An 11,983-nucleotide genomic window follows, 5' to 3' on the forward strand; every position below is an offset into this window, starting at 1 on the left:
AAAGGCGCAGCGCACCGCGCAGTCCCGGGCGCGGTGAGGCACGCCCGGGCGATATCGCTTGCGCTGCATTGGAGTGGGGTGCCGGATTCGAACCGGCGAACAACGGTGTTGCAGCGCGCCCTTGGGCATCGCGCCCTTGGACCGCTCGGGCAAGCCCGCATAAAGATGGCATCCCAGGAAGGAGTCGAACCTTCAGCCTTCGGTTTTGGAGACCGCTGCGCTGCCAATTGCGCCACTGAGATAGGGAAAGCATGATCGCTGCGTGAGGCGCGCGATCGATAAATTGGGGTGACGTACCGGATTCGAACCGGTGGCCGCTGGAATCACAATCCAGAGCTCTGCCAACTGAGCTAACGTCACCATTGAAAACATGAAAAATGCTGCTGCCGGCGTGTGTCACGCCAGTCAGGAAAAATTGGTGCGCTCGGAGGGCGTCGAACCCCCAATGCCTTGCGGCGCCAGATCCTAAGTCTGGTGTGTCTGCCATTTCCACCACGAGCGCGGTGAGGGTCCCGGTTGCCTGCCGGGGTAGTGCGCATCAAACTTTCGGAGCGCACCACGGCTTGCGCGTGCCGGGCTGATATCCGGAACCCGCGCACGGCCTTCGCCACGAACCCTATCCGGGAACTATGGGAATGCCGCACGCGGGCGACACGTGCCTTGACTGGACCCACCTGCAAGAGTCGAACTTGCGACCTCGACGTTCGTAGCGTCGCGCTCTTCCAGCTGAGCTAAGGTGAGAATAATGGGATGGCGTACCGGATTTGCACCGGCCGGCGCCACGGCGGCGGCCCTTGGAATCACAATCCAATGCTCTGCCAACCGAGCTGGGGCCGCCATTGAAAAAACACCGCGCGGTCATACGCGGCAAACTGGCAGTGGATGCAGGGTTCGAACCTGCGACAACTTGAGTCAAAGTCAAGTGCTCTACCAGCTGAGCTAATCCACAATCGATACTGGCTCCCCAAGCAGGACTCGAACCTGCATAACCCTGTTGGGTCTACAACGCATTAACAGTGCGTGCGCTTACCAGTTAGCGTATCGGGGAAAAGGAAATACACGCCGGTCGATACCGGCGCGTGAATGCTGGCGGGCGACCAGGGATTCGAGCCCCGTATGGCGGAGAAAGCGGATCGACAGTGCACCGCAGTCGCCCAAGGCTGATCGGCCATTCCACAAAGCCTCTCGGCGCGACTTGCCCCTGGCAGGGCCATGCGCTGTTTGAAAGCGCTTTGTGGAATGGCGCGGGAGGGAGATTCGCACTCCCTGTCTCAACCCGTCAAAGGTTGCGCTCTGCGATTGAGCTATTCCCGCACCGGTTCTACCCGCACTGGTATCGCACGTGAGGGTGCGATACCGATACAGGCGGAACCGTTTTACTACCTGTCCGAATTGTGAAAGAACTGCGTCTGGTCCGGGTTGTCCGGGGACGGCCTCAAACTGAAAGGGCTTGACTGCATTTGCTACGGTTTGCTACGGCGCTGCGGTAAAACTGCCGGCCAAAACAACAAGGGCCCGGCGTCCTTGCGGAACATCCGAGCCCTTGAGCTTGACCTGCCGGTCAGCCGGGGAGGGGTCAGCCTCCGCGACTAGGGGTTGCCCCCTCGGATGTTGTTTCCAGGTTCCCAATGTGCGCCAAAAAATGCGGGCCACTGGTCATCATGTTGGTGGTGATAGGATGCTGGCAATGGACGGCGCGCATGATTCGCGGCGGCGGCGAGGGCGCCAAGGCCCTTCGATGCGGCTTCACTGACGCTTTGCAGCGCGGCCAGCAGTGCAACTGGTAACGACGCCAACAGACTGCAGGCAAGCAGCGACAGGCCGCGCGCTGGGCGCTGCGTCGTCATCTGTTGTTGCGTCGTTGTTTTCACGTTCAATCCCTGTGGTCGTTGTTGCGGTCGGTGCTCTTGCTGAGCGAGTGAATGCATTCTGACATGCACAAAATCGGAACGCAAGCAAATTTGGAAAATAATTTGCATCAGATGCAAATAAATGGCGCTGCTTGGGTTTTTTTGCAACAGATGAAAACGGGGTCGGCGGCAAACGGGTATGATGACGCCTGTCGTAGTGAGGTACGACGAACCCATGCACACACTGAAAACATCCCCCTTATCCAAGCCCCTCCAGGGGCCACAGCGCAAAGCCGTCCTGCGGGTCCAGGTTTTGATGGCTGAACACGACATCCGTTTCGTCACAGAACTGTGGAAACGCCTGACCGCCATGGGCGTGGAGATTTCGCATTCCCAGCTCACGCGCGTGGTCAACAACAGCACCAAGTCCCTGAGCGTCGACCTGCTGGAAGGACTGGCCACCTTGTTCGACTGCCCGGTATCGGCCCTGTTCAAGGATAACTGAACTCGCTGGCAAGGCGTCGGCAGCGGCCGTTCGTTAAAACGGCCGCTGCCGCGATCGCCGCTTACGGCGCGTACGTCGCCTTGACGCTCAGGTTGTTATACGCCGCATACGCATACACACCCACGTAGTAGCGTCCCGCCGCCGGCGCGTTGACCGTGCAGTTTTCCACGCTGCTCGGCCCGTCCGACTTGCAGTTGTAGCTGGCCGTGGTCGGGGTGCCGCCCAGTTTGACGAACATGTCGGCGTCGCCATTGGCGCCGTTGAGCGCGAACGCGACCTGGGTTTTACCGGCCGCAACGTCGATCGTGAAGTATTGCCAGCCGCCCGTCGCCGCGCCCTGGCCTGCCAGCGCCACACCGTTGTTCAGGACCGGATAGCCGGTCCCGCCGGCGCCCGCCAGCGTGCCTTTCATCCCGTACCAGCCCAGCGAGGAATAGGTCGAGAAGCCGTTGGCCGGCGTGCCCTCGGCGCCGCCGCGCACCACCAGGCGGTAGCTGCCGGCCGGCAGCGACAGATTGGTGAACTGGGCCGAGCGGTTGACCGCCAGGTTGCTGCGCGCCACCACGGCGCCGGCCGCGTTATAGATGCTGGCGTCGACGTCGAGCATGCGCAGGTATTCGAGCGGGTCGATGCGCAGGTTCAGGGTGGTGCTGCCGGTGGTGGTGAAGGTGAAGGTGTCGGTATCGGTGTTGCGTTCGATCTGGCCGAAGTTGCGGGTCGGATCGATGGCGCCGCCCGTGCCCAGCACCAGCGCGCGCGTGTCCGGGATATCGTCGGCCATGTACGGCACCGCTTCGTCCACGTTCATGATGCGCAGGTCGTCCTCGAAGTTGCTGGCGGTGGTGTACTCGCCGCGGCTCCAGGTGAACAGCTGGTTGGCCCAGCCGCCGCCCATCCAGTAGTTGCCCATGATCGGGCCCCACTGGTAGGCGGCGATGCCTTCGAAATACTCGCCGCCGCTGCCGCCGCGGTCGTGGTTCATGCCCATCTGGTGCCCGACTTCGTGGGCGCCGGTCATGCCGATGCCGTAGCCGTAGTCGAAGCCGGAAGAGGGATTGCGGTACAGGGTGCCGGCGGCGGTGGTGCCGAACGAGCGCAGCGGCGCGAACGAGCGGCCATCCTGGTTGATGAAGTTGATGATGCCGGTGCGCAGCACGTTGGCCGTGCGCGCGGCGTCGTACACGGCGCGGCTGGTGGTCACGTTCAGGTTCAGCATCGAGTACTGGTCGGCGATCGATTGCCAGGCGCGGTACATGTTTTCCTTGGTGACGCCGTTGAGCGGGGTGCTGCCGCTCATCACCGCCGTGGTGTTCAGGTAGAACACATACGGGCTGCCCGGCTTGCTTTGCAGCTGGGTCACGTCTTCATTCTGGTAGGGGCCGAGATGGCGCGCCTGGCGCAGCGCCATCGGGCTGTAGACCGGGTGCGACACCGCCAGCGCCAGCATGGACGGGGTGCGCTTGTCGCGGAACTCGGGGTCGAAATCGGGCACGATCTTGGTGATCGGCACTTCCGTCAGCCATACCTTGCCGGCGCTGTCGGTGGTGTATTCCCAGGCTTTGCGGCTGTCGTACTTGAGCAGGTAGCCGTACACGGCTTTTTTGTTCCCCTTGAGCACGAACACCGAGTCGGGCGTGTCGACCGCGGTACCGGTGATCGACACCACGCCATTCTTGTCGGCATAGTCGCGGATATGCGCGGCCACGGTATTGCCGCCGACCGATTGCACTTGCAGGGTGCGGCCGTTGGCGTTTTGGGCGGCAAAGCCGCTCAGGACCGCGTCGACGCTGCCGATCTGCTGGCCGGCGGCGGGGCGCGCCCCTTGTGCGCTGGCCGTCTCGGTGTGGGCGCCGGCGCTGCCGGCGAAGGCGGCGGCCATGAGCAGGAACAGGGTGTGCGAGGATCTCATTCAGTCTCCGGTAAGGTCATTTTTATGGTTCAGGCAAGTTTCTCGCGAAAAACGCGCGAAAGTTGTCGTCTGGATATCAGTTGCGACCGCAGAACGTTACCATGGGAGAAATACGCTGTATGTATCCAATCGGCACAAGAATACCAATTGCGATGTCGGCGTCCCTCATGGACGAAGGCCGAATTTTCCTGAAGTAAATACACGAATTTCCCGCGATTAATAGGTAGAAGGCACCCTAGTTCCGCGCTTATTCGGCACAGCCCGCTTATTTCCGTATTCCCTATGCAATCCGGATAAGCCACCCCCAAACCGCCTCCTGCTGACGGGGCGCAAACGATGATATACACTACTTAACATTGAACAACTTTCGAGGCGCCACATGGGCCGCAATCCGAACGACGCCGCGGTAACCCATGTTCCAGGTGTCATTGCCGATGAAACAGGCTGTTCCGCGCCGGTTGCCCCCGAGCGGCGCGGGCCGCCGCAGCCGAGCGCCTTCGGCCTGTGGAAGAAGCGCATCCCCGAAGATGGCGTCAGTTACCAGCACAGGTTGCGCGACGAATGGTAAAAGCGCTGTTCGATACCAACATCCTGATCGACTACCTGTACGGCGTTCCCGAAGCGGAACTGGCCTGCGATCACTATGTCGACAAGGCCATCAGCGTGGTGACGTGGATGGAAATCATGGAAGGCGTGGCCGACGACGAGGCCGAACGGCTGCTGGTCGAAGCCTTCCTGGGCCAGTTCGAACTGGTGCCGATCGACCACCAGGTGGCGATGGAAGCGTCGCGCGTGCGCGAGGCGCACGCCATGCGCCTGCCGGACGCGGTGATCCTGGCCACCGCCACCCTGTCGGGGCGCGTGCTGGTCACCTGCGACACCCGCGATTTCGCACCGGGCGAGACGGTCCTGGTGCCCTACACCGCCGCCCCCGCCGACCCCGCGTAAACGCGGCCTGTTCTTCTCGTTCCCCCGAGAAATCGATATAGAATATGAGCACGCCAAACACCGGCCGCCCGGGCCGGCGCGGGCTGATCCAGCCACTTATTTCACGTTGCACACGATAGGGAAGTCATGCCAGTTACCAGATCCAAGACGCACGCCGGCGCCGCCGTGGTGTCCGCATTACTCCTGCTGGGCGCCGTCGGTGCTTGCGGCAAGACCGAAACATCGGCGTCGCTGGTGGCCGACGCCAGGCAGTTCATCGCCAAGGGCGACAGCAAGGCCGCCGTGATCCAGCTGAAAAATGCCCTCGTCAAGAACCCGTCCGACGCCGATGCGCGCCTGACCCTGGGCCTGTTGTATCTCGACACCGGCGACATCCCCTCGGCCGAGAAAGAATTGCGCAAGGCCATCGAACTGGGCGCGCCCAAGGACAAGGCGCTGCCGGCCCTGGCCAACGCCCTGATGCTGCAGCAGCAATACCAGAAAGTGCTCGACGAAACCGCCGGCGCGGCCGACGCCGACATGCTGGCCCTGCGCGCCGACGCCAACGCCGGCCTCGGCAAGGCCGACCAGGCCACGGCACTGTACGCCCAGGCGCTGGCCGCCAGGCCGGGCCACGCCGCCGCCCTGATCGGCTCGGCGCGCCAGGCGCTGGCGCGCAAGGACTTGCCGGAAGCGAACCGCCTGGCCGACGAGGCCGTCAAAAGCAACCCGGCCGACGCCAGCGCCTGGATGTTCAAGGGCGACCTGCTGCGCGCCCAGGCCAAGGGCAGCGAAGCGCTGGCCGCCTACGACCAGGTCCTCAAGCTCAAGCCGAACCACCGCTCGGCGCACCTGGAGCGCGCCTTTGTCGAGATCGCCGCCGGCAAGTTCGACGCCGCCAAGGCCGACCTCGACGCGGCGCGCAAGATCACGCCCAACGCGCTGATGGTGTCCTACGCCCAGGCCTTGCTCGACTTCACCCAGGGCAAGCATGCCGCCGCCAAGGAAACGCTGCAAAAAATCCTGCGCGTGGCGCCGGAACACATGCCGAGCGTGCTGATGGCCGGTGCGGTCGAGCACGCGCTCGGCTCGTTGCCGCAGGCCGAACAGCACCTGCGCAAATACCTGGCCGCCATGCCCGAGCACCGCTACGCGCGCAAGCTGATGGTCAGCACCCTGCTGAAAATGGGCCAGACCACCGAAGCGCTGGCCCAGCTCGCGCCGATGCTCGATTCCGCCAAGGACGACGTGCAGTTGCTGGCCCTGGCCGGCGAAGCCCACATGCAGGCGCGCGACTACGCCAAGGCCACCGCCTACTTCGAGCAGGCCAGCGCGCTGGCGCCGGATGCGGCCGGGCTGCGCACCTCGCTGGCGCTGGGCAAGCTGGCCACCGGCGACGATGCGCGCGCGGTCAGCGAACTCGAACAGTCGACCCGGCTCGACGCCAAGTCGCCCAAGGCCGCAGTGCTGCTGGTGATGACGGAACTGCGCCTGAAACGCTACGACAAGGCGCTGGCCGCCGCCAAGGCGCTGGAAGCGACCCAGCCGGCCGACCCGATGGTGCACAACCTGAAGGGCGGCGTGTACTTGGGCATGAACGACATGGTCAACGCCCGCGCCAGCTTCGACAAGGCGCTCTCGCTCAAGGCCGATTATTTCCCGGCCGCCGCCAACCTGGCCCAGCTGGCCATGCGCGAGAAAAAGCCCGAACTGGCGAAACAGCAACTGCTCAGTTTCCTGGAAAAGGACAAGAAGAATGTCGAAGCCTATTACGCCCTGACCAAGCTGGCGCTGGCGCAAGGGCGCAAGGACGAAGCCAGGCAGTGGCTGGAAAAGGCCAGCAGCGAGAATCCCGAGGCGATCGGCCCGGCGCGCACCCTGGGCGCGCATTACCTGTCGATCGGCCAGAAAGACAAGGCCCTGACCCTGGCGCGCAAGTTCCAGGTCGCCAATCCGAAAAACCTGGACCTGCTCGACCTGCTGGGCCAGGCGCAACTGGCGAACGGCGACTTGCCGGGCGCGCTGGATACCTACGGCAAGCTGGTCGGGGCGGCGCCGAAGTCGGCGATGGCGCATTTCCGCCTGGCGACGGTGCACATCCAGATGAAGAACCTGAGCGCCACCGCCGAGGACCTGAAAAAAGCGCTGGCGCTGCAGCCCGATTTCGTCGACGCCCAGGTGGCCCAGGCCGAACTGGCCGCGCGCGCCGGCAAGCTCGACGAGGCGCTGGGGATCGCGCGCCAGATCCAGAAACAGCGTCCGAAAGAAGCGCTCGGCTACCAGCTGGAAGGCAATCTGAGCATGTCGCAGGGCAAGGTTGCGCAAGCGGTTCCCGCGTTCGAGAAAGCCTTCGCCCTGACCCCGTCGAGCGGCACCCTGATCAAGCTGCACAGCGCCCTGCGCCAGTCCGGCAAGGGCAAGGAAGCCGACGCCCGCCTGGCCAAGGCGGCCGCCGAGCATCCGGACGACGTGGCGCTGGGCCTGTACGTGGCCGAGAACGACCTGGCCGGCAAGCGCTACAAGGCGGCCATCGCCGGCCTGGAAGCGGTGCTCAAGCTGGCGCCGGGCAATGCGGCAGCCTTGAACAACCTGGCCTGGGCCTACCAGCAGGAAAAAGATCCGCGCGCGCTGAAGACCGCCGAACAGGCTTTCGCCCTGGCCGGCGACAGCGCCGCCGTCGCCGACACGCTGGGCTGGATGCTGGTCGAGCAGGGCGACGCCAAGCGGGGCCTGACCCTGCTGCAAAAGGCGGTCGCGCTGGCGCCGGAGGCGGCCGACATCCGCTTCCACCTGGCGGCCGGGCTGGCCAGGACGGGTGACAAGGCGGGCGCCAGGCGCGAGCTGGACCGGGTGCTGGCCAGCAAGAACTTCAGCCAGGTGGAAGAGGCCAGGGCGCTGGCCAGGGAACTGTAAGCCAGCTGCCTCGCACTAGAAGCGCGCAGCGGCAGGCGCCGCTGCCTCGAACCGTCGTTTCCGGCCATGCCGGGAACGGCGGTTTTTGCTTTTGGGGGGAAGTCAATCGCGGCGTGCCGGGCCGGCTGTTGCATATTTGCGAAGAAAATTTAATTGTCTCCCCGCATCTTGCGCACGATGTTAGGATAGCCTAGTTAACAATATGTTACTGAATTCGCAGCTTGGACAATATCTTCGGGATCATAGTCGATGGATCAGTTTCTCAATAATCTTGAAACAACTCGTTTCAATTTTCCCGCGCCCGATACTGGCAATCTTGGCAGTCACTGCGTTTTTGTGGAAGACTATTCTGATAACATCTCCGAGATGACGATCAATACACGAAGCTTCGGGATTCGCGTTGCCGACACCGAAGAAGGGCGTAACCGGGCTAGCATGCTCATCAACAAGATGTATGCCTGGCGCGGTTATGCCGGTACCCATCGGCTCGAAGACAATCCCAACCAGATCACCCTGTCGGCCTTCGACAAGGGCGACGTCATCGGCACCGTCACCCTCGGGGTCGACTCCCCGGTCGGCATCCTGGCCGACGAAGTGTTCAAGGACCACATCGACGAATTCCGCGCGCGCGGCGCCAAGGTGTGCGAAATCAGCAAGCTGGCGTTCGACCCCACGGTGCGCTCCAAGTTCGCGCTCGGTTCGCTGTTCCACATCCTGTACATCTACGCCCATCATATTTACCAGTGCACGGATGCGTTTATCGAGATAAATCCGCGTCACCGGCGCTATTATGAACACATGCTCGGTTTTCGCACCCAAAGCGGGGTGCGCATCAATCCGCGCGTCGACGCGCCCGCGCATCTGCTCTGGCTCAGCCTCGATTTCATGGGGGCCGAGATCGAGCGCCTGGGCGGCGTGCACGACGATGCGGGTACCGAACGCTCGCTGTACCCCTATTTTTTCTCGAAGCGCGAGGAAGCCGGCATCGCCGACCGCCTGCTGTCGATCGGCTAGCCGCGGCTGTCCGCGGCGCTTCATTCTCGCAATCGGCGGGCGGCGCCATCGCGCCACCGCCCTGTAACAACAGGATCGTCATGTCAACGCAAGCGCATTCCCTGGCCGGCGCCGCCGCCCTTACCACCGTCCTTATGCTTGCTGCATTGGGTGGCTGCGGCAAGACCGAAACGGCGGCCAGCCTGCTGGCCGACGCCAGGCAGTTCCAGCAACGGGGCGACCATGTGTCGGCCCTGATCCAGCTCAAGAACGCCGTCGCCAGGAACCCGCGCGACCCCGAAGCGCGCCTGGCGCTGGGCGAAGCCTATAACAAGCTGGGCGACGCCGTCTCGGCCGAGAAGGAAGTGCGCAAGGCCATGGAGCTGGGCATGGCGCCCGAGCGGACCTTGCCCGAACTGTTGCTGGCGCAACTGTTCCAGGGCGAGTTCCAGAAAGTCGTCGACGCCACCGCCGACAGCGCCTACACCGCCAACGTCAAGGTGCTCAGCCAGCGCGGCACCGCCTTCTACCAGCTCGGCAAGCGCGCCGAAGCGGCCGAGACCTTCGAACGCGCCCTCAAGCTCGATCCCGGCTACCCGGTCGCCCTGATGGGCCTGGCGAATATCGCCCTGGCCGGCGCCGACAAGGCGGGCGCGGCGCGCTACGTGGCGCAGGCGGTCGAGAAGAACCCGAAGGATGTGGCGAGCTGGCTGTTCAAGGGGGACTTCGAACGTTCCCAGGGCCGCCCGGCCGAGGCGCTGGCCGCCTACGACCAGGTGCTGGCGCTGGAACCGGGCAGCGCCGGCGCCCACCTGCAGAAGGCCTATCTGTTCATCGCCGAACGGCGCTATCCCGAGGCGGCCGTGTCGCTGGCCGCCGCCAAAAAAAGCGCGCCCAAGAACCTGATGGTGACCTATGCCCAGGCCTTGCTCGACTTTACCCAGGGCAAGCACGCGGCCGCGCTCGAATCGCTGCAGCAGGTGCTGCGCGTGGCGCCCGAGCACATGCCCTCGGTGCTGCTGGCCGGCGCCGTGCACTTCAGCCTCAAGTCGCTGCCGCAAGCCGAGCAGCACCTGAAGAAATACCACGAAGCCCATCCCGACAACGATTACGCGCGCAAGCTGCTGGCCTCGACCCGCATCGCCGCGGGCGACGCCAAGGGCGCCATCGCGGTGCTGGCGCCGGTGCTGGCCGCCTCCCAGGATCCCCAGCTGCTGGCGATCGCCGGCAAGGCCTACACCGACAACCGCGACTTCGGCAAGGCCACCGCGCTGCTGGAGCGGGCCAGCTCGCTCGACCCGAAAAAGGCGCAGCTGCGCACCGCCCTCGGCTTGAGCAAGCTGGAGCAGGGCGAGGAAGCGCGCGCCCTGTCCGAACTGGAACTGGCCAGCACGCTCGACCAGACCACCAGCACCGCCGGCACCACCCTGGCCATGACGGCCTTGCGCCTGAACCAGTTCGACAAGGCCCTGGAGGCGCTGGCCCCGCTGGAGGTGCGCAATCCGGGCGACCCGATGATCCTCAACCTCAAGGGCCTGGCGCTGCTCGGCAAGAAAGACCAGGCCGGGGCGCGCATCGCCTTCGAAAAAGCGCTCAGCCTGCATCCGGATTTCTTCCCGGCGGTCGACAACCTGGCGCGCCTGGACATGCAGGCCAGCAACCTGGACGCCACCCGGCGCCGCTACGAAGCCTTCCTGGCCAAGTACCCGAATAACGTCGAGGCCCTGACCGCGCTCGGCGCCATGGCCGTGGCCCAGCGCCGCCTGCCCGAAGCGGGCACCCTGCTCGAACGCGCCAACGCGGTCGATCCGGCCGCGGTCGGCCCGGCCATCGTGCTGGCCAATCACTATGTGCGCATGGGCCAGGCCGCCAAGGCCCTGACCCTGGTGCGCAAGCTGCTGGTGGCCAATCCGGACAATCCGGCCGTGCTCGACCTGCTCGGCCAGCTGCAGGTCGCCACCGGCGACAATGGCAGCGCCATGGAAAGCTTCACCAAGCTGACCGTGGCCGCGCCGCAATCGGCGCAAGCGCATTACCGGCTCGGCGCGGCCCACGCGGCGATGAACAACCTGCCCTCGGCCAGCGCCTCGCTCAAGCGCGCCCTGGCGCTGCAGCCCGACTACCTGGACGCCCAGCTGGCGCTGGCGGCCGCCCACTTGCGCCAGAAACAGTTCAACGATGCCCTCGGCGTGGCGCGCGGCATGCAGAAAATGCATGCCAGGCTGCCGGTCGGCTATGTGGCCGAAGCCGACGTTCTGTTGGTACAAGGTAACACCGCCGCCGCCATCCCCCTGTACGAGAAAGCCTTTTCGTTGGGCAACAATGCCGAGCTGCTGATCAAGCTCTACGAATCCTTGCGCATCGGCGGCAGGGGCAAGGAAGCCGATGCCAAGGTGCAGCAATGGCGCGCGGCCCATCCGGACGACCTCAAGGTGCCGGGTTACCTGGGAGAGCAGTATATTTCCAATAAAAAATATCAATTAGCAATTACGGAATTTGAAGCCATACTGAAGAAGTCACCCGGCTATCCGAGCGCCCTGAACAATCTGGCGGTGGCCTACGAGCTGGCCGGCGATGCGCGCGCACTGCCGGCCGCCGAAGCGGCTTACCAGGCGCTGCCGGGCAACCCGGCGGTGATGGATACCCTGGGCTGGGTGCTGGTGCAGCAGGGCGAGCTGGGGCGCGGCCTGCCGCTGCTGCGCGAAGCGAGCGCGAGGCTGCCGGGGGTGCCGGAAATCCGCCTGCACCTGGCGCGCGCCCTGATCAAGGCCAAGCAGCCGGCCGAGGCACGCAAGGAACTTGAAATTTTGCTGGAGAGACACAAGCAATTTCCGCAACGCGAGGACGCGCGGGATTTGCTCAAACAACTATAAAGCGGCCGCACGC

Annotated in this window: 8 protein-coding genes and 7 tRNA genes; 6 read left to right on the forward strand and 9 right to left on the reverse strand. The window is 64.4% G+C overall.

Annotation, left to right across the window (positions count from 1 at the left end):
• Positions 1–166 precede the first annotated feature (166 nt).
• From EJB06_RS08910 to EJB06_RS08950, 8 genes are all read right to left on the reverse strand, one after another.
• Positions 167–242 (reverse strand) — tRNA-Trp (locus EJB06_RS08910).
• 42 nt (positions 243–284) lie between these two features.
• Positions 285–360 (reverse strand) — tRNA-His (locus EJB06_RS08915).
• A gap of 56 nt (positions 361–416) precedes the next feature.
• Positions 417–502: transfer RNA gene (locus EJB06_RS08920), tRNA-Leu, on the reverse strand.
• A gap of 163 nt (positions 503–665) precedes the next feature.
• A tRNA-Arg gene (locus EJB06_RS08925) sits at positions 666–741 on the reverse strand.
• A gap of 5 nt (positions 742–746) precedes the next feature.
• Positions 747–840, reverse strand: a tRNA-His gene (locus tag EJB06_RS08930).
• 117 nt (positions 841–957) lie between these two features.
• A tRNA-Asn gene (locus tag EJB06_RS08940) sits at positions 958–1,048 on the reverse strand.
• Between the two features lie 192 nt (positions 1,049–1,240).
• Positions 1,241–1,314, reverse strand: a tRNA-Ser gene (locus tag EJB06_RS08945).
• A 275-nt stretch (positions 1,315–1,589) separates the two neighbouring features.
• Complete coding sequence (locus EJB06_RS08950) at positions 1,590–2,087, reverse strand: hypothetical protein (protein WP_164557872.1); 498 nt, start codon at positions 2,085–2,087, stop codon at positions 1,590–1,592.
• A 79-nt stretch (positions 2,088–2,166) separates the two neighbouring features.
• On the opposite strand from EJB06_RS08950, the gene EJB06_RS31810 reads away from it, so the two are divergent.
• Positions 2,167–2,355, forward strand: coding sequence for a helix-turn-helix domain-containing protein (locus EJB06_RS31810; RefSeq protein ID WP_164557873.1), 189 nt, complete (start codon positions 2,167–2,169; stop codon positions 2,353–2,355).
• A gap of 61 nt (positions 2,356–2,416) precedes the next feature.
• On the opposite strand, the gene EJB06_RS08960 is transcribed toward EJB06_RS31810, so the two are convergent.
• Positions 2,417–4,264: a pre-peptidase C-terminal domain-containing protein gene (locus EJB06_RS08960; protein ID WP_126073666.1), complete on the reverse strand. Its 1,848-nt coding sequence runs from the start codon at positions 4,262–4,264 to the stop codon at positions 2,417–2,419.
• 379 nt (positions 4,265–4,643) lie between these two features.
• On the opposite strand from EJB06_RS08960, the gene EJB06_RS08965 reads away from it, so the two are divergent.
• The 5 genes from EJB06_RS08965 (at position 4,644) to prsT (EJB06_RS08985) (ending at position 11,970) form a co-directional block, all read left to right on the forward strand.
• Positions 4,644–4,832, forward strand: a complete 189-nt coding sequence (locus EJB06_RS08965; protein ID WP_126073667.1) for a hypothetical protein — start codon at positions 4,644–4,646, stop codon at positions 4,830–4,832.
• Positions 4,826–5,212 carry a PIN domain-containing protein gene (locus EJB06_RS08970; protein WP_126073668.1) on the forward strand — a complete coding sequence of 129 codons (387 nt, stop codon included), beginning with the start codon at positions 4,826–4,828 and terminating at the stop codon, positions 5,210–5,212. Before EJB06_RS08965 ends, EJB06_RS08970 begins: the two co-directional genes overlap by 7 nt.
• A gap of 126 nt (positions 5,213–5,338) precedes the next feature.
• Positions 5,339–8,104, forward strand: a complete 2,766-nt coding sequence (gene prsT / locus EJB06_RS08975) for an XrtA/PEP-CTERM system TPR-repeat protein PrsT (RefSeq protein WP_126073669.1) — start codon at positions 5,339–5,341, stop codon at positions 8,102–8,104.
• A gap of 435 nt (positions 8,105–8,539) precedes the next feature.
• Complete coding sequence (locus tag EJB06_RS08980; RefSeq protein ID WP_229426984.1) at positions 8,540–9,118, forward strand: N-acyl amino acid synthase FeeM domain-containing protein; 579 nt, start codon at positions 8,540–8,542, stop codon at positions 9,116–9,118.
• Positions 9,119–9,198: 80 nt separating this feature from the next.
• Positions 9,199–11,970, forward strand: coding sequence for an XrtA/PEP-CTERM system TPR-repeat protein PrsT (prsT, locus tag EJB06_RS08985; protein ID WP_126073670.1), 2,772 nt, complete (start codon positions 9,199–9,201; stop codon positions 11,968–11,970).
• The last annotated feature ends 13 nt before the right edge of the window (positions 11,971–11,983 follow it).

The sequence above is a fragment of the Massilia atriviolacea genome, from assembly GCF_003953935.1.
In the GTDB taxonomy this organism is placed as follows: domain Bacteria; phylum Pseudomonadota; class Gammaproteobacteria; order Burkholderiales; family Burkholderiaceae_D; genus Telluria_A; species Telluria_A atriviolacea.

What these genes read in the sequence shown, in the direction of transcription:
- prsT (WP_126073670.1), top strand. Translation starts at nt 9,199, where the DNA reads ATGTCAACGCAAGCGCATTCCCTGGCCGGCGCCGCCGCCCTTACCACC.
- EJB06_RS08965 (WP_126073667.1), top strand. Translation starts at nt 4,644, where the DNA reads ATGGGCCGCAATCCGAACGACGCCGCGGTAACCCATGTTCCAGGTGTC.
- EJB06_RS08960 (WP_126073666.1), bottom strand. Translation starts at nt 4,264, where the DNA reads ATGAGATCCTCGCACACCCTGTTCCTGCTCATGGCCGCCGCCTTCGCC.
- EJB06_RS08950 (WP_164557872.1), bottom strand. Translation starts at nt 2,087, where the DNA reads ATGGGTTCGTCGTACCTCACTACGACAGGCGTCATCATACCCGTTTGC.
- EJB06_RS08970 (WP_126073668.1), top strand. Translation starts at nt 4,826, where the DNA reads ATGGTAAAAGCGCTGTTCGATACCAACATCCTGATCGACTACCTGTAC.
- EJB06_RS31810 (WP_164557873.1), top strand. Translation starts at nt 2,167, where the DNA reads ATGGCTGAACACGACATCCGTTTCGTCACAGAACTGTGGAAACGCCTG.
- prsT (WP_126073669.1), top strand. Translation starts at nt 5,339, where the DNA reads ATGCCAGTTACCAGATCCAAGACGCACGCCGGCGCCGCCGTGGTGTCC.
- EJB06_RS08980 (WP_229426984.1), top strand. Translation starts at nt 8,540, where the DNA reads ATGCTCATCAACAAGATGTATGCCTGGCGCGGTTATGCCGGTACCCAT.